The 18,360-nt window shown below is 68.0% G+C and carries 2 protein-coding genes; both read right to left on the minus strand.

The annotated features are described in order from the left end of the window. Positions 1–15: 15 nt before the first annotated feature. The gene (locus tag D7I37_RS04445; RefSeq protein ID WP_129543356.1) at positions 16–10,602 is read right to left on the minus strand and encodes a non-ribosomal peptide synthetase; all 10,587 of its coding nucleotides are present in this window, start codon (positions 10,600–10,602) and stop codon (positions 16–18) included. Further along, on the minus strand, positions 10,548–17,870 hold the full coding sequence (locus D7I37_RS27620; protein ID WP_129543357.1) for a non-ribosomal peptide synthetase: 7,323 nt from the start codon (positions 17,868–17,870) through the stop codon (positions 10,548–10,550). Before D7I37_RS27620 ends, D7I37_RS04445 begins: the two co-directional genes overlap by 55 nt. Positions 17,871–18,360: the final 490 nt, after the last annotated feature.

The following is an 18,360-nucleotide window of genomic DNA, read 5'->3' on the forward strand; positions in this document are numbered from 1 at the left end:
CCTGCCGGCGCCGGGTTACGCCCGCCCGAGGCCGTGCAGCACCAGGTTGAAGTGCTGGCCCAGCTCGCGCCGGTGATCCGGATGCTCCATCATCGACACATGGTCGCCGCTGACCTGGCGCACGCTGACCGCCGAAGGCGACAACAGCATGTCCCAACCCAGCGCGGACGCGTCTTCACGGCAATACCCCGCCTGTTTGATCTTCTGCCAGTATTCTCTGAACTGTTCATTTTGCGAATGAGCGGAAACCTGTTCCTGTTTCGCCTTGAACAGGTGCAGCTTCAGAGACGCCGGCTGCACCTGGGTCGCCTCCACCAGCTTGGCGTAATGATGACGCTGCTGCCACAGCGCCGCCTCGTCGGCCACTTTCGGGTGCTGCGTTTTGATCCCCGCCCGTTGCACCACCGCTATCGCCTCCGGCAACGGCAGCTCGGCAAGCTGCCGGCAGAGCCGGGGATCCGGCGTTTCCAGCGTCGACTCCACCCAGTTCAGCAACAGCTGTACCGGGCTGTGCATCGCGTCCACCGGCCGCAGGGTATCGATCAGCCCCAGGAAGGCGATCGGTTCCCCCGCCGATTGCAGCTGCTCGGCGATGGCGTAGGCCAATACGCCGCCGGAAGAGTAACCCGCCAGATGATACGGCCCCTGCGGCTGCACCTCGCGGATCAGCGCCACGGCGCTGGCGGCCATCTCGTGCATGGTGGCCGGCTTCTCCTCCACCGCCGGCCACGGCACGGCGTACACCGGGAACTCTTCGTCAATTTCCTTCGCCAGTTCAAACACGTAGGAATGGTCGCCAAACCCGGTCGGCACGAAGAACAGCGGATGTCGGCTGCCGCCGCTGCGGGCCGGCACCGCCTTGCGCGGCGCGGCATCTTCGCTGCGGCGGTCGATCCGCGCGGCCAGCTCGGCCAGTATCGGATGGTTGAATACCGCCTGCACCGGCACGTTGACGCCCAGTTGCCGCATCCGGCTGGACAGGCGCACCGCCAGCAGCGAATGGCCGCCAAGCTCGAAGAAGTTATCGTGCCGCCCTACCCGCTCCACCTCAAGCAGCTCGCGCCACAGCTGCGCCAGCGCCGTTTCGCCCGCGCCCTGCGGCGGCGCGTATTCCCGCGCGACGCCGGCCGCGGTTTCCGGCTCCGGCAACGCGCGCCGGTCCAGCTTGCCGTTGGCGGTCAGCGGCATCGCCTCCAGCCAAACGTAGGCCGAAGGCACCATGTAATCCGGCAGCCGATCGCTCAGGTGCGACCGCAGTTGCCCGGGCAGCGCCGCGCGGTCGGCATCCGCCGCCGGCACAATCCAGGCCACCAGCCGCGGGTTATGCGCCGCCGAGCAGACCTGCACCGCCGCCTCCCGCACCCAGGGGCTCGCCGCCAGCTGCACTTCTATTTCGCCCGGCTCAATGCGGAAACCGCGAAGCTTGACCTGCTGATCGTTGCGCCCCTGGTATTCGATATTGCCATCCGGCAGATAGCGCGCCAGATCGCCGGTGCGATACATGCGGCTGCCGCCGATCGGGTTAAAGGGATCGCTCAGGAAGCGCTCCGCCGTCAGCGCCGGCCGGTTCAGGTAGCCCAGCGCCACCCCGACGCCGCCGATGTGCAACTCGCCGACCGCGCCAATCGGCACCGGTCGCCCGCGGCCATCCAACAGATAAGCGCGGGTATTGCCGACCGGTTTGCCAATCGGCAGGCGCACGCAGCCTTCGGCGTGTTCGATCTGTGCCGTGGTGGCGAAGGTGGTGGTCTCCGTCGGCCCATAGGCATGGATCAGCCGCACCGGCCCGCGCTCCTGCAGCAGCCGCGCGTAAGCGCCCGGATCCTCTTTCTCTCCGCCGCTGATCAGGTATTTCAGCTGCGCCAGCGTTGCGGCGATGCTCTGCACGTACTGATTGAACAGCGCCGTGGTCAGGAACAGCGTAGTGATGCGCTGGCGCTGCAGCGCGGTGGCCAGCAATTCGGCATCCATCACCACCTCCGGCGCCATCACCACCAGCGCGCCGCCGTTCAACAGCGCGGCCCACACCTCCAGCGTGCTGGCGTCGAACGCCGGGTTGGCGGCAAAGGCCACGCGATCTGCGGCGTCAAAGGCGGCGTAGCGGTTATGGCGCACCAGCCGGGTGATCCCCTGATGCGGGGTCATGACGCCTTTCGGCAGGCCGGTCGAGCCCGAGGTGTACATGATGTACGCCGTGGCGGTGCTCGACAGCGGCAGCGACGGGTTGTGCGCATTGCCCTCGGCATCCCTGGCCGACAGCTGCGGAACGCCCTCATCGCCGGCGGTTTCCGCCACCATCAGGCGCGCGCCGCTGTCGTTGATGATCCAGGCCTGCCGCGCCGCCGGCAGCTGCGGATCGACCGGCACATACACCGCGCCGGCCTTCATGATCGCCAGCTGGGCGCAGACCAGCTCGATACCGCGCGCCAGCCGCGCCACCACCCGGTCGCCCGGCAGAACGCCGCGCTCGATCAGCCGGTGCGCCAGCCGGTTGGCGCGGGCATTCAGTTGCGCGTAGCTCAACTGCCGTTGGTCGTGGATCAGCGCCACGGCCTGCGGCGTCTGCTCCGCCTGCTGTTCGAACAGCTGGTGCGCGCAGGCTTGCGCCGGGTAGTCTTCCGCCGTGGCGTTCCAGCCGTGCAGCTGCAGCGCATACTCTTCATCCGGCACCACCTCAAGTTCGCACACCGGCGTCTGCGGCGATTGCTCCAGCGCGGCCGCCAACGAGGTCAGCGCCTGCGCCATATAGCCGCATACCCGCTGCGCCGCGATCGGCTGCCTGACCTGCACGGTCAGCCCCAGCGAATCGCCGCCGTCTTCCACCGACAGCACGAACGGGTAGTTGGTACGTTCCTGCGCGTCCAGCAGCGTCACCCCGGCCGGCAATGCCGCGTCCTCTCCGTCGTTATGGCGGTAGTTCAGCAAGGCGCTGAACAGCGGCGTTCCGGCCGCCACGCCGCTGCAGCGCTGCGCCAGCGCCAGGGGCGCATGTTCGTGGGCCAGCAGCCCGCTCAGCCGAATGTGCGCCTGCCGCACCGCCGTTTCCACGCCGGCGTCATCGACGTCCAGGCGCAGCGGCAGCGTGTTGATGAACAGCCCCAGCGCCCGTTCGGCGCCCTCGCCGGCCTGCAGGCGGCCCAGCAGCACGGTGCCGAACACCACCTCATCGCGCCCGCTGGTGCGCGCCAGCACCTGCGCCCAGGCCAGATGGCACAGGCTGGCCAGGCTCACGCCCAGCCGCCTCGCCTGCCGCCGCAGCTGCAGGTTGAGCGCCGGCGGCAGCGCCAGCTGCGCCGTCGAAACGTCCAGCCCTTCGCCGTGCACGTCGCTCAGGCCAAACGGCAGCGCCGGCTCCTCGATATCCACCAACATGCCGCGGAAGAACTGCTCATGCTCGGCCTTGCTGACCCCCAGCAGCGCCTGCGCCACCGCATTGCGGAACGGCGGTGCGGCGGCCAGTTCATCCCCGCGGCCCGCCAGGATAAGGTTGACCTCCTCCTGCATCACCGCCAGGGTCGAGTGATCGCCGATCAGATGGTGCCACTGCTGCAGCACGCACCAGCTGCCGTCGGCCTGCGGCGAGGTCACGAAGTTCAGCAGCGGCGCGCGCGTCAGGTCCGGCCGGATACGGCGCGGGTCGAACAACGCCGTCAGCTGCGCGCCAATCTCGCCCGCCGCCGGGTTCAGCCGCAGTTCGCTCAGCGCCAGCTCCGCGCGGCGCCACACCACCTGCACCGGCGATGAAACCCCCTCGCCGATAAAGGCGGTGCGCAGGATGTCGTGGCGGTCGATCACCCGTTGCATCGCCGCCAGCCAGGCATCCAGCCGCGCGCGGCTGTCGAAACGCAACACCGCCGACAGCTGGTACGGGTCGCCCTGCTCCGCCAACAAATGGTGGAACAGGATCCCTTCCTGCAGCGGCGACAGCGCGTAAATATCCTGTACGTTGGCCACGCCGCCCGGCACCTGCGCCACCACCGCGTCGATGTCCTGCTGGCTCAGCGTCGCCAGCGGCAGCATTTCCGGGGTAATGCGTTCGCCGTCGGCATCAATGCGGTTGGCCGGTACGCTCACCTCCCGCTGCGCGCCCAACGTCTGCGCCAGCGTCGACAAGGTCGGGGCGGTGAACAGCGTTTGCACCCCGGCGCTCAGCCCGGCGCGCCGCAGCTGCGCCATCAGCCTCACCGCCAGCAGCGAATGGCCGCCCAGCTCGAAGAAGTTGTCGTGACGGCCAACGCGCTCAATGCCCAACAGCTCGCGCCAGATCCCGGCCAGCAGCGTCTCCAGCTCGCCTTCAGGCTCGGCGTAGGCTTCACGCGCATAGGCCGCTTCCTCCGGCGCCGGCAACGCCCGCCGATCCAGCTTGCCGTTTGGCGTCAGCGGCAGCGCCTCCAGCGGCACATAGGCCGCAGGCAGCATAAACTCCGGCAGCATGCCCGCCAGATACTGCCGCAGCGTGGTCGCCAATGTCGTGCGCTCCGCTGCGGCCTCCGGCACCAGCCAGGCCACCAGGCGCTTGTCGTCCCCTTCGCCGCATACGTCGACCACCGCCTCGCGCACCGCAGCATGGCCGGCCAGCCGCGCTTCGATTTCAGCGCATTCGATGCGGAAACCGCGGATTTTCACCTGCCGGTCGTTGCGCCCCAGATAATCGATGTTGCCGTCCGGCAGATAGCGCGCCAGGTCGCCGGTGCGATACATGCGTCCGCCCGGGGCGAACGGATCCGCCAGGAAGCGCTCGGCGGTCAGATCGGCGCGGTTGAGATAGCCCAGCGCCACCCCGGCGCCGCCGATATACAGCTCGCCGGTCGCCCCCAGCGGCACCGGCCGTTGATGCGGATCCAACAGGTAGATCCGGGTGTTGCCGGCAGGCCGGCCGATCGGCAGACGCTGCCATTGCTCTACCCGGGTAATCGCCGCCGCCGTGGCGATGACGGTGCCCTCGGTCGGCCCGTAGGCATTCACCAGCTGCACCGGTCCCCCTTCCTTCAGCAGGCGGGCATAGGCATGCGGATCCGCCGCTTCGCCGCCGCTGATCAGGTACTTCAACTGCGCCAGCGTGCCGGCGATGCTGTGGGCGTATTGGTTAAACAACGAGGTGGTGAGGAACAGCACGTTGACCTGCTGCCGCACCAGCGCCGCCGCCAGCGCGTCGGCATCCGTCAGCACCTCCGGCGTAATCACCGCCAGGCTGGCGCCGTTCAGCAGCGCCCCCCACGTCTCCAGGGTAGAGGCGTCGAACGCCGGGTTGGCGGCGAAGGCGAGGCGATCGCCGCGCGCGAAGGCGGCGAAGCGATTGTTGACCGCCAGGCGGACGATGCCCCGGTGCGCCACCACCACGCCTTTAGGGGTGCCGGTAGACCCCGAGGTGTACATGACATAAGCCGGCCGGTCGCTGGCGACAGGCAACCCCGGATCGGTGGCCGCGCCCTCCAGCGGCCGATCGATACGCAGGCGCTGCACCTCGCCGGCGATTGCGCCGTCGAGATCGCGATCGCACAGGATCAACATCGCGCCGCTGTCGTCGAGGATCCACGCCTGCCGCACGGCAGGCAACTGCGGATCGACCGGTACATACGCCGCCCCCGCCTTGAGGATCGCCAGCTGAGCGAGGATAAGCGCGGCGCTGCGTTCCACGCAGGTCGCCACCCGATCGCCGGGGCGCACGCCCTGCGCAATCAGCCGATGCGCCAACCGGTTGGCGCGGGCATTGAGCTGGGCGTAGCTCAGGCTGCCGTCGTCGCTCACCAGCGCGACGGCAGCCGGATCCTGCCGCACCTGCCGTTCAAACAGGCCGTGCACGCTGCTCTGCGCCGGATAGGCTTCGGCGGTCTGGTTCCAGCCATGCAGCAGCAGTTCGCGCTCCGCGGCCGGCAGCAGATCGATCTCCGAAACCGGCAGGGAGCCGCCCTGCGCCATGGCCCGCAGCGCCTGCAGCAGATAAGCGCCATAGCGTTCGGCGGTGGTGCGATCGAACAGCGCGGTGGCGAAGTTCAGCGTGCCGTTGACCTGCCCGCCGACCTCCGCCAGATCGAGCGTCAAATCGTACTTGGCGGTCTGATAACCCAGATTCGCGCTTTCCGCCCGCAGGCCGGGCAGCGCGATATCGCGCACCGAACCGTCCTGCCAGGCCAGCATCGCCTGGAACAGCGGGGTATAGCCCAGGTGGCGCGGCGGATTCACCTGCTCCACCACCTGCTCGAACGGCAGGTCGCGGTTTTCCTGCGCCGCCAGCACCGTACGGCGGATCCGTTCGATCAGCGTCGGCAGGCTCGGATCGTCCTGAAGATCGATGCGCAGCGCCAGCGTACTGACGAAGAAGCCGACCAGCGGCTCGGTTTCCAGCCGGCTGCGGTTGGCCTCCGGCGTGCCGATCACCAGCTCCCGCTGCCCGGCCATGCGCGCCAGCACCAGGCTCCAGGCCGCCAGCACCGTCATGAACAGCGTGGCGCCGTGCTGCCGGCCGAACTGCCGCAGCGCCTGCGTCAGCTCGGCGTCGATGACGACCGGCACCTCCGCGCCGCTGAACGACTGCACCGTCGGGCGCGGCCGGTCGGTCGGCAGCGTCAACAGCGCCGGCGCGCCGCTCAGGGTTTCGCGCCAGTATTGCGCCTGCGCCGACAGCCGTTCCGGCGTCAGGTGGCGGCGCTGCCAGGCGGCGTAGTCCGGGTATTGCAGCGCCAGCGGCGGCAGCGGATCGGCTTCGCCGTGGCGGAAGGCGCCGTACAGGGCGCCCAGCTCGCGCAGCAGAATGCCGGTCGACCAGCCGTCGGAAACGATGTGGTGGCAGGTGAGCAGGAACAGATGCTCTTCCTCCGCCAGACGGATCAGCGTGGCGCGCACCAGCGGGCCGGCGCTCAGATCGAAAGGCGCATCCGCCTGCTGTTGCGCCAGCTGCCGTGCGCGGCTCTGCGCATCCTGCTGGCCGCGCAGATCGTGCAGCGTCAGCGGCAGGCCGTCGGCCGGCAGAATGTGCGCCTGCGGCCGATCGTCCAGAGTCGCGAACCGGCTGCGCAATGCCTCATGGCGCGCATAGAGCGCGTCCAGGCTGCGGCGCCAGGCGGACAGGTCCAGATCGCCGTTCAGGCGCAGCGCCAGCGGGATATGGTAGGTTTCGCTCATGCCTTCCATCTGGGTCAGGAACCACAGGCGCTGCTGGGCGAACGACAGCGGCAGCGCCGCATCGCGGGCCGTCGCCTCGATCGGCGGCAGCGTCTCGCCCGCCGCCGATCGCAGCTGCTGCGCCAGCAGGTGCAAGGTCGGGCCGGCAAACAGCGCCTGCAGTTGCAGCTGCAGCCCCGCCTGTTGCAGACGGTTGGTCAGGCGTACCGCCAGCAGCGAATGGCCGCCCAGCTCGAAGAAGTTGTCGTGCCGCCCCACCCGCTCCACCCCCAGCAGCTCGCGCCAGATCTCCGCCAGCAGCGTTTCGCGCTCGCCCTGCGGCGCCGCGTAGGCCGCCTGGCTCTGCGCTCCCTGCGGCTCCGGCAGCGCCCGCCGGTCCAGCTTGCCGTTCGGCGACAGCGGCAACGCCGCCACCACCACCCAGGCCGCCGGCACCATGTAGTCCGGCAACGCCGCGCTCAGATGCTGACGCAGCGTCCCCGCAAGACCCTCCTCCGCCACGCCCGCCGCCGGCACCACCCAGGCCACCAGCCGCTTGTCGCCGCCCGTCTCGCGCGCATCCACCACCGCTTCACGCACCGCCGGGTGCGCCGCCAGCGCCGCTTCTATCTCGCCGCATTCGATGCGGAAGCCGCGGATTTTCACCTGCTGATCGTTGCGCCCCAGGTACTCGATAGCGCCGTCCGCCAGATAGCGCGCCACGTCGCCGGTGCGGTACATCCGCCCGCCCGGGTTGAACGGATCGCGCAGGAAGCGCTCCGCCGTCAGCTCCGGCCGGTTCAGGTAGCCGCGCGCCACCTGCACCCCGCCGATATGCAGCTCGCCCACCGCCCCCAGCGGCACCGGTTGCCCGCGTTCGTCCAGCAGGTAAATCCGCGTGTTGGCGATCGGTCGGCCGATCGGCACCGACGCCAGCCCCGGCTCGCGGGCGCAGCGCCAGGCGGTGACGTCCACCGCCGCCTCGGTCGGCCCGTACAGGTTATGCAGCTCCACCTGCGGCAGCCGCCGGTAGAACGCCGCCACCAGCGTCGCCGGCAGCGCTTCCCCGCTGCACATTACCCGCCGCACCTGTTGGCAGCGCGCCGCCGCCCGCTCGTCCGCCAGGAAGCTTTGCAGCATCGAGGGCACGAAGTGCAGCGTGGTGATGCCGTGCTCGGCTATCGCCCGGCTCAGGTAGTCCGGATCCTTGTGCCCCTCCGGCTTCGCCATCACCAGCTGCGCCCCGACCATCAGCGGCCAGAAGAACTCCCACACCGACACGTCGAAGCCGAACGGCGTTTTTTGCAGCACCCGGTCCTGCGCCGTCAGGCCGTAGGCCTCCTGCATCCACAGCAGCCGGTTGACCACCCCGCGGTGTTCGTTCATCGCCCCCTTCGGCTTGCCGGTCGACCCCGAGGTGTAAATCACGTACGCCAGGTGCGACGACTGCGCCCGCGGCTGCGGGTTGTCGCCGCTCAATTGGCCTGGCAGCGCCTCGTCCAGCGCCAGCTGCGGCACCTCGTGCGCCGCCAGCGCCGCCCGCCCGGCGGCGTCCGCCAGCAGCAGCAGCGGCTCGGCATCCTGCAGGATGTACTGCAGGCGCTCGCCCGGGTAGGACGGATCCAGCGGCACGTAGGCGCCGCCGGCCTTGAGGATGCCAAACAGCGCGGTGACCATCGCCAGGCTGCGCTCGGCGCACACCGCCACCCGGCTGTCCGGCCCCACGCCGCAGGCGATAAGCCGATGCGCCAGCCGGTTGGCGCGGGCGTTCAGCTGGGCGTAGCTCAGGCTTTCCCCGCCGCAGACCACCGCCACCGCCTCCGGGGTGCGCTGCACCTGCTGCTCGAACAGCGCCTGCAGCGTCTGGTGCAGCGGGTAGTCCCGGCCGGTGTCGTTCCAGCCATTCACCAGCAGTTCGCGCTCCGCGTCCGGTATCACGGCCAGGCTGCACACCGGCGTGTCCGGCGCCTGCTCCAACGCCTCCGCCAGCGAAGCCAGCGCCTGCGTCATATAGCCGCAGACCCGTTCCGCGCTGACCGCCTCGGTGACCTGCGCGGTCATGCCCAGCGAGTCGCCGCCGTCCTCCACCGACAGCACGAACGGATAGTTGGTGCGCTCCTCGGCGCTCAGCAGGCTGACGCCTTCCGGCAGCACCGCCGCTTCACCGTTGTTATGGCGATAGTTAAGCAAGGCGCTGAACAACGGCGCGCCCGGGCTGACGCCGCTGCAGCGCTGCGCCAGCGCCAACGGCGCATGCTCGTGGGCCAGCAACCCGCTCAACCGGGCGTGCGCCTCGCGCGCCGCCGCCGCGACGCCGCGCCGATCGATATCCAGACGCAACGGCAGGGTATTGATAAACAACCCCAGCGCCCGCTCGGCGCCTTCGCCCCCCTGCAAACGCCCCAGCAACACGGTGCCGAACACCACCGCGTCGCGTCCGCTGGCGCGCGCCAGCACCTGCGCCCAGGCCAGATGGCACAGGCTGGCCAGGCTCACGCCCAGGCGCCGGGCCTGCCGCCGCAGCCGCAGGTTCAACGCCGACGGCAGAGCCTGATAACGGCTGACCATCTGATGCCCTTCGCCGTGCACGTCGCTCAGGCCAAACGGCAGCACCGGCTCGTTGATATCCGCCAGCATCTCGCGGAAGAAGCGCTCATGCTCGGCTTCGCTGACGCCCAGCCGCGCCTGCGCCACCGCATTGCGGAACGGCTGCGCCGCCGCCAGCTGCGCCCCGCGCCCGGCCAGGATCGCGCTCACTTCCTGCTCCATAAAGGCCAGGGTCGAGTGATCGCCAATCAGGTGGTGCCACTGCTGCAATGCGCACCAGCCGCCGTCTTCCTCCTGCGCCACCCTGAAGTTCAGCAGCGGCGCGCGGCTCAGATCCGGCCGCTGCCGTTGCGGATCAAAGCTGGCCGCCAGCTGCTCGCGGACCGGTCCCGCGGCAGGATCGAAACTCAGCTCGCTCAGCGCCAGCTCCACTTGGCGCCACACCACCTGCACCGGTGAGGAAACGCCCTGCGTGATGAACGCGGTGCGCAAAATGTCATGCCGCGCGATCACCTGGCGCATCGCCGCCAGCCAGGCGTCCAGCCGCGCGCGGCTGTCGAAACGCAGCACCGCCGACAGCTGGTACGGGTCGCCCTGTTCCGCCAACAAATGGTGGAACAGGATCCCTTCCTGCAGCGGCGACAGCGCGTAAATATCCTGCACGTTGGCCACGCCGCCGGGCACCTGCGCCACCACCGCGTCGATGTCCTGCTGGCTCAGCGTCGCCAGCGGCAACATCTCCGGCGTAATGTTCGCGGTGTCTGCATCAATGCGGTTTTCCGGCACGCTGATTTCACCCTGTGCGACCACCGCCTGCGCCAGCGCCGACAGCGTCGGTGCGGTAAACAGCGTCTGCACCCCGGCGGCCAGGCCGGCGCGGCGCAGCTGCGCCATCAGCTTCACCGCCAGCAGCGAATGGCCGCCCAGCTCGAAGAAGTTGTCGTGCCGCCCCACCCGCTCCACCCCAGCAGCTCGCGCCAGATCTCCGCCAGCAGCATTTCGCGCTCGCCCTGCGGCGCCGCGTAGGCCGCCTGGCTCTGCGCTCCCTGCGGCTCCGGCAGCGCCCGCCGGTCCAGCTTGCCGTTCGGCGACAGCGGCAACGCCGCCACCACCACCCAGGCCGCCGGCACCATGTAGTCCGGCAGCGCCGCGCTCAGATGCTGACGCAGCGTCCCCGCAAGACCCTCCTCCGCCACGCCCGCCGCCGGCACCACCCAGGCCACCAGCCGCTTGTCGCCGCCCGTCTCGCGCGCATCCACCACCGCTTCACGCACCGCCGGGTGCGCCGCCAGCGCCGCTTCTATCTCGCCGCATTCGATGCGGAAGCCGCGGATTTTCACCTGCTGATCGTTGCGCCCCAGGTACTCGATAGCGCCGTCCGCCAGATAGCGCGCCACGTCGCCGGTGCGGTACATCCGCCCGCCCGGGTTGAACGGATCGCGCAGGAAGCGCTCCGCCGTCAGCTCCGGCCGGTTCAGGTAGCCGCGCGCCACCTGCACCCCGCCGATATGCAGCTCGCCCACCGCCCCCAGCGGCACCGGTTGCCCGCGTTCGTCCAGCAGGTAAATCCGCGTGTTGGCGATCGGCCGGCCGATCGGCACCGACGCCAGCCCCGGCTCGCGGGCGCAGCGCCAGGCGGTGACGTCTACCGCCGCCTCGGTCGGCCCGTACAGGTTATGCAGCTCCACCTGCGGCAGCCGCCGGTAGAACGCCGCCACCAGCGTCGCCGGCAGCGCTTCCCCGCTGCACATTACCCGCCGCACCTGTTGGCAGCGCGCCGCCGCCCGCTCGTCCGCCAGGAAGCTTTGCAGCATCGAGGGCACGAAGTGCAGCGTGGTGATGCCGTGCTCGGCTATCGCCCGGCTCAGGTAGTCCGGATCCTTGTGCCCCTCCGGCTTCGCCATCACCAGCTGCGCCCCGACCATCAGCGGCCAGAAGAACTCCCACACCGACACGTCGAAGCCGAACGGCGTTTTTTGCAGCACCCGGTCCTGCGCCGTCAGGCCGTAGGCCTCCTGCATCCACAGCAGCCGGTTGACCACCCCGCAGTGTTCGTTCATCGCCCCCTTCGGCTTGCCGGTCGACCCCGAGGTGTAAATCACGTACGCCAGGTGCGACGACTGCGCCCGCGGCTGCGGGTTGTCGCCGCTCAATTGGCCTGGCAGCGCCTCGTCCAGCGCCAGCTGCGGCACCTCGTGCGCCGCCAGCGCCGCCCGCCCGGCGGCGTCCGCCAGCAGCAGCAGCGGCTCGGCATCCTGCAGGATGTACTGCAGGCGCTCGCCCGGGTAGGACGGATCCAGCGGCACGTAGGCGCCGCCGGCCTTGAGGATGCCAAACAGCGCGGTGACCATCGCCAGGCTGCGCTCGGCGCACACCGCCACCCGGCTGTCCGGCCCCACGCCGCAGGCGATAAGCCGATGCGCCAGCCGGTTGGCGCGGGCGTTCAGCTGGGCGTAGCTCAGACTTTCCCCGCCGCAGACCACCGCCACCGCCTCCGGGGTGCGCTGCACCTGCTGCTCGAACAGCGCCTGCAGCGTCTGGTGCAGCGGGTAATCCCGGCCGGTGTCGTTCCAGCCGTGCAGCAGATGCTCGCGCTCGGCCATCGGCAGCAAATCGATATGGGATACCGGCTGCTGGTTATCCAGCGTCATGGCCCGCAGCGCCTGCAGCAGGTAAACGCCGTAGCGTTCGGCGGTGGCGCGATCGAACAGCGCGGTGGCGAAGTTCAGCGTGCCGCTGACGTGCTCGCCGGTATCGGCCAGATCGAGCGTCAGATCGAACTTCGCCGCGCCGTATTCCAGTCCGGCCGGCTCCGCCTGCAGACCGGGCAGCGCGATATCGCGCACCGAACCGTCCTGCCAGGCCAGCATCGCCTGGAACAGCGGGGTATAGCCCAGGTGGCGCGGCGGATTCACCTGCTCCACCACCTGCTCGAACGGCAGGTCGCGGTTTTCCTGCGCCGTCAGCACCGTGCGGCGGATCCGTTCGATCAGCGTCGGCAGGCTCGGATCGTCCTGAAGATCGATGCGCAGCGCCAGCGTACTGACGAAGAAGCCGACCAGCGGCTCGGTTTCCAGCCGGCTGCGGTTGGCCTCCGGCGTGCCGATCACCAGCTCCCGCTGCCCGGCCATGCGCGCCAGCACCAGGCTCCAGGCCGCCAGCACCGTCATGAACAGCGTGGCGCCGTGCTGCCGGCCGAACTGCCGCAGCGCCTGCGTCAGCTCGGCGTCGATGACGACCGGCACCTCCGCGCCGCTGAACGACTGCACCGTCGGGCGCGGCCGGTCGGTCGGCAGCGTCAACAGCGCCGGCGCGCCGCTCAGGGTTTCGCGCCAGTATTGCGCCTGCGCCGACAGCCGTTCCGGCGTCAGGTGGCGGCGCTGCCAGGCGGTGTAGTCCGGGTATTGCAGCGCCAGCGGCGGCAGCGGATCGGCTTCGCCGTGGCGGAAGGCGCCGTACAGGGCGCCCAATTCGCGCAGCAGAATGCCGGTCGACCAGCCGTCGGAAACGATGTGGTGGCAGGTGAGCAGGAACAGATGCTCTTCCTCCGCCAGGCGGATCAGCGTGGCGCGCACCAGCGGGCCCTGCGCCAGATCGAACGGTTCGGTGGCCGCCTGCCGGCACAGCGGCCCGGCGCGCTCGGGCTGACGGCGCAGATCGTGGAATGCCAGCGGCAGCCCCTCGGCCGGCAGGATATGCACCTGCGGCCGATCGTTCTGGCTGACGAACCGGCTGCGCAGCGCTTCGTGGCGAGCATAGAGCGCGTCCAGGCTCTGCTGCAGCGCCTGCCGGTCCAGCCGCCCGCGCAGGCGCAGCGCCAGCGGGATGTGATAGGTTTCGCTCATGCCTTCCAGCTGGGTCAGGAACCACAGGCGCTGCTGGGCGAACGACAGCGGCAGCGCCGCATCGCGGGCCGTCGCCTCGATCGGCGGCAGCGCCTGCGTGGGCGCCGCCTCCAGCGCCTGCGCCAGCAGGTGCAACACCGGCTCGGCGAACAACGCCCGCAGCGGCAGCAGCCATCCCGCCTGCTGCACCCGGTTGGCCAGCCGCACCGCCATCAGCGAGTGCCCGCCCAGCTCGAAGAAGCTGTCGTAACGGCCAACGCGCTCCACGCCCAGCAGTTCGCGCCAAATCCCCGCCAGCAGCGTTTCCGTCTCGCCCTGTGGCGCAACGTAGGCTTCGCGCGCGCAGGCGCCGATCTGCGGCGCCGGCAGGGCGCGTTTGTCCAGTTTTCCGTTGCCGGTCAGCGGCAACGCCTCCAGCCACACATAGGCCACCGGCACCATATAATCCGGCAGGCGCGCCTGCAGATGCTGGCGCAACCCGGCCGCCAGCGCGCCGCGATCGGCATCCATAGCCGGCACCACCCAGGCCACCAGCCGCTTGCCGCCGTCGCCGTCGTCAATCGCGTCGACCGCAACGCTCCGTACCCGCGGATCGGCGCTCAGCTGCGCCTCCACCTCGCCACACTCGATGCGGAAACCGCGGATCTTCACCTGCTGATCGTTGCGCCCCAGATACTCGAGGTCGCCATCCGGCAGATAGCGCGCCAGATCGCCGGCGCGGTACATGCGCGCGCCCGGGGCCCGGTTGAAAGGATCCTCGAGGAAGCGTTCCGCCGTCAGCTCCGGCCGATTCAGGTAGCCGCGCGCCACGCCTTCACCGCCGACGTACAGCTCGCCGATCGCCCCCATCGGCACCGGTTGGCCGTCGGCGCCCAGCAGGTAGAGCCGCAAATCGGGAATGCGCCGGCCGATCGGGCTGGCGGTGATCGCCGCGTCCTGCGCCGACAGCGGGCGATAGGTGACGTGTACCGTGGTCTCGGTAATGCCGTACATGTTGATCAACTGCGGCTGCCGCTCCGCATTGCGGGCGAACCACGGCGCCAGATCGGAAGGCTTCAGCATTTCGCCGCCAAACACGACGTAGCGCAGCCGTTGCCGCTCGTCGCTGTGGGCCTGCGCCTGGATAAAGGCTTTGAACGCGCTGGGCGTTTGGTTCAATACCGTAATGCCGCTGCGGCAGACGAAGCGATAAAAATCCGGCGCCGAGCGGGCGATGTCCTGCGGCACGATGAACAGCTGCCCGCCGTGCAGCAAGGCGCCCCAAATCTCCCAGACCGAGAAATCAAAGGCGAACGAGTGGAACAGGCACCATTTGTCGGCGGCGGTAAAGTTGAACCAGCTGTCCGTGGCGCTGAACAGCCGCGCCACCTGGCGATGCTCGACCATCACCCCTTTGGGTTTGCCGGTCGAGCCGGAGGTGTAGATCACATACGCCAAATGCGACGGCCCCACCCCGGCGGTTTGCGGATCGCCGCTTTCCTCCGCGGGCAGCTGTTCCAGAGCCAGCACCGGCAGCGCGCTGTCGCCCAGCGCCTGACGGCCCGCGGCGTCCGCCAGCAGCAGCACCGGCGCGGAGTCCGCCAGGATATACTGCAAGCGCTCCCCGCCGTAGGCCGGATCCAGCGGCACGTAAGCGCCGCCGGCCTTAAGGATCCCCAGCAGGCCGACCAACATCGGCAGGCCGCGTTCGGCGCACAGCGCCACCAGGCTGTCCGGCTGCACGCCTTGCCGCATCAGGCGATGCGCCCAGCGATTAGCCCGGTCGTTCAGTTCGGCATAGCTCAGGCGCTCGGCGCCGTGCACCAGCGCCGTGGCGTTCGGCGTGCGCTTCACCTGGGCTTCGAACTGCTGATGCAGGCAGAGCGCAGGCGGGTGCGGAACGACGCGGTGATTGAGGCCGTTGAGCAGCAGTTCGCGCTCTTCGGCGGAGACCAGGCTGAGCTCGCCGACGGTGCGACGGTGGGCGCCCGCTTTGACCGCGTCATTGAGCAGCATCAGCAGGTGCTGGGTGGCGCGCAGCATTTGTTCATCGGCCACCGAGGCGGCGTCGTACACCCAGCGGAAAGCGCCGTCGGTCTTGCAGATCTGCAGCACCGCGCGCGAACCGGACGCCATGATGGCGGCGACGCCCTCGTCTTCAGGCCGCAGCCCCTGCTCCGCCCGCCGGCTGACGATCGACACCGCCGCAGGCCAGGCCATCGGGGCGCGCAGCTCCGCATCGCGCGTCAGCAGCGCGGGGTGATAAACCGCGTGGGCGCGCAGCTGCGTATATTCCTGCTGCAGCGCGTCCAGCGCCTGCTGGAAGTTGTGGCCGTTATCGATAGAAACCTGCAGCGGCAGCGCCCGCGCGCGCAGAGAAGACCAACGCCCCCAGTCACGTTCGTCCGCGACAATCCAGCCAAGCTGAAAATCGGTTTCGTTGCACATGCGCGCCAGATAAAGGGTCGCCGCGGCCAGCACCTGCTCGCCGGATATCTGTTCCAGCCGCTGCCACGCCGTCGCCTGCCAGCGCGCCGGCCGACTCGCCTGGCGCCCAGGCCCCGGCGGGAACGGCGCCGGATAAAAGCGCGTCAGGCGCGGCTGCCAGAATGCCGCGTTGCCGGCGCTGGCGCCATACGCCGCGCCAAGCTGCAGCGCTTCGGCATCGCTCAACAGCGGCAGAACCGCGCCGACAGACAGACCGCAGGCCTGAGCCAGCGCATCGCCCGGCAGGCGCGTGCCGTCGGCGCGCAGGAATGGCCCGGCCCGCACCACCCCAGGGTCGGCGGCGATGTCCCAGCCGTCGGCGTCGATCCGCAGCAGGGTGCCGGGCGCGGCCGCCCACTCGGCGCTCAGCGCCTGCAGCGCCGCCAGCCCCAGTGCGCGGTCCGCCAGCAGAATTTTCGCCTGGCAGCCGATGCCCGCGCCATGGCTCAGCGAGCTGACCATGCGCTGCAACGCCTGCGCCGGGCGATCCCAGCGAATAATGCCGCCGGCCGGCGGCTGGCGGCGGTTGGCGTAAAAACTGCCGCTGGCGTCGGCCTCCGCCAGCGCCGCCACCTGTTGATCCAGCGCCGCTACGGTGCCCGCGGTTGATGCGCTCAACGCGCGTAAAATAAACTGGAAACGTCGCTGCAAAACATTCAGATCGCCTAATGAATTTGCATAGGCGGCGTCGGAAAACGTCACGTCCAGCTCGTCCGCCTGCCGATCTTCGTACAGCATAATCTGTAAATCACCGGCCGGGATATTCCCGCCGTAGTACCAACGGGTGCGGCATCCCCAGAAAGGATCGCCATGGTCGAAAGAAACGATATTAATTGAAGGGCCAAACCAGGCGTGATCCGTTGCGCCATTGTCACGGCGAATATCCTCACCGCGGTATAATTGATGGCGCACCACTTTTGCTATTTCAGCCGCAACCTGTTGAATAAATTCCGTCAGGCCCTGCTGCGGATTAACCTGAATAATTAAAGGGACTACGTTGGAGGTCATACCAATACTGTTTCTTTCGCGCGTGCCGGTCACCGGCATGCTGAAATTAAGATATTCGCTACCGGTCAAACTGTAGAAACATAGTGCGACGGCGGCGGCCAAAATATGCGCACGGTGGACGCCGATAATTTCTGCGCGGCTCTGCAGCCGATCCAAGGCCGCTTTTTCCAGCAGCTGCGTGCTGTGCTGCATGGCGGCGCCCGGGGTCAGTATCGCCTGGCGCGACAGGCTCTGCGGCGCGGCGGCGGTGTATTCCCGCCAAAAGGCCTGGTCCGAGGCGAAGCGCGAAGAGCCGCGGTATTTGAGGTCATTTTCGTAAAGCAGGGAGAAATTGCAGTTGGCGAATTCCGGAATGTCGCCGCCGGAAGCCAGGGCGTTGTAGTAGGCCGCAATGCGCCGCATCACCTCCTCGGCGCTGCGGCCGTCGGTCATCATGTGGTGGAAGCGACGATAGAGCACATAGCGCTGCGGGGCGAGCGTAATCAAATAAAAACTAAAGGGTTCTTCGCCTGTCGCCCGCCGCGGCAGCGCCGCGTCTTCGATCATCCAGCGGTTGGCGGCCTGTTCGGGGTCGGGGTCGTGGCTGAGATCGAGGCTGAACAAGGGCTCATGGGTGCGTGGCGCGCGGTATTGGTAAAGCTCACCGTCTCTTTCCACAAAATGCGCCTGCAGGGCCGGCGTTTCTTCGACAATGGCGTCGATGGCTTGCCGCAACAGCCTAACGTCGAGCGGCCCGTCGACCCGCCCATACCCCCAAATATTGAACGACAGGTCTTTGGAGATGTTTTCCCCCAGCCAAAGCTCGCGCTGGGCGGTGGTTATTTCATGCAACTCATTTTTTTCGACAATAGCAGAATGCTGCGCCTGAGACTCTTCGCCTTTTACACCCGTTTGTTTGTTCATAATATTCTCTAGCACGTCTTCATTAAGTTAATGAAAATAACCGCCCGGTTTTAGGCAAAGCCTGGCCGCCCGACAGGTTAAGTCAGAATAAAAAACATGAGAAAGTTGGGTCGCCCCCCAACTAAGAAATGACGTAATAGCTAATCTTGAGAACCCCCTGCCTGCCTCGTTTTCCTGAGGAATGAAGTATAGGAGAGGATATTTTTTTTGGCGAAAGGTGCTGCGAGCAATAAATGACCGTTTTGTTTCCCCGATATTACCTGGAGATGACTTTCCGGCGCATTATCCATGACAATACAATCATTGCATTTGGATTTATACTATTTGATATTATTTACCACAGTTAATGTGCAGAAAATTTAACGATGAGAATTTCTTTATATCAATAAGTTGCGCTTTATGATTAGCGCGGTAATTATTTATATTTAAATAAGCGCGACTGGACGAGAAATGCGCAGAAGAGTTTAACGCCGTTTTATCTATCGCATTT

The organism is Serratia sp. 1D1416 (assembly GCF_003641105.1).
In the GTDB taxonomy this organism is placed as follows: Bacteria; Pseudomonadota; Gammaproteobacteria; order Enterobacterales; family Enterobacteriaceae; genus Serratia; species Serratia ficaria.

Excerpts from the sequence above, each read along its gene's own strand:
- D7I37_RS27620 (WP_129543357.1), bottom strand. The coding sequence starts at position 17,870 with ATGAACAAACAAACGGGTGTAAAAGGCGAAGAGTCTCAGGCGCAGCAT.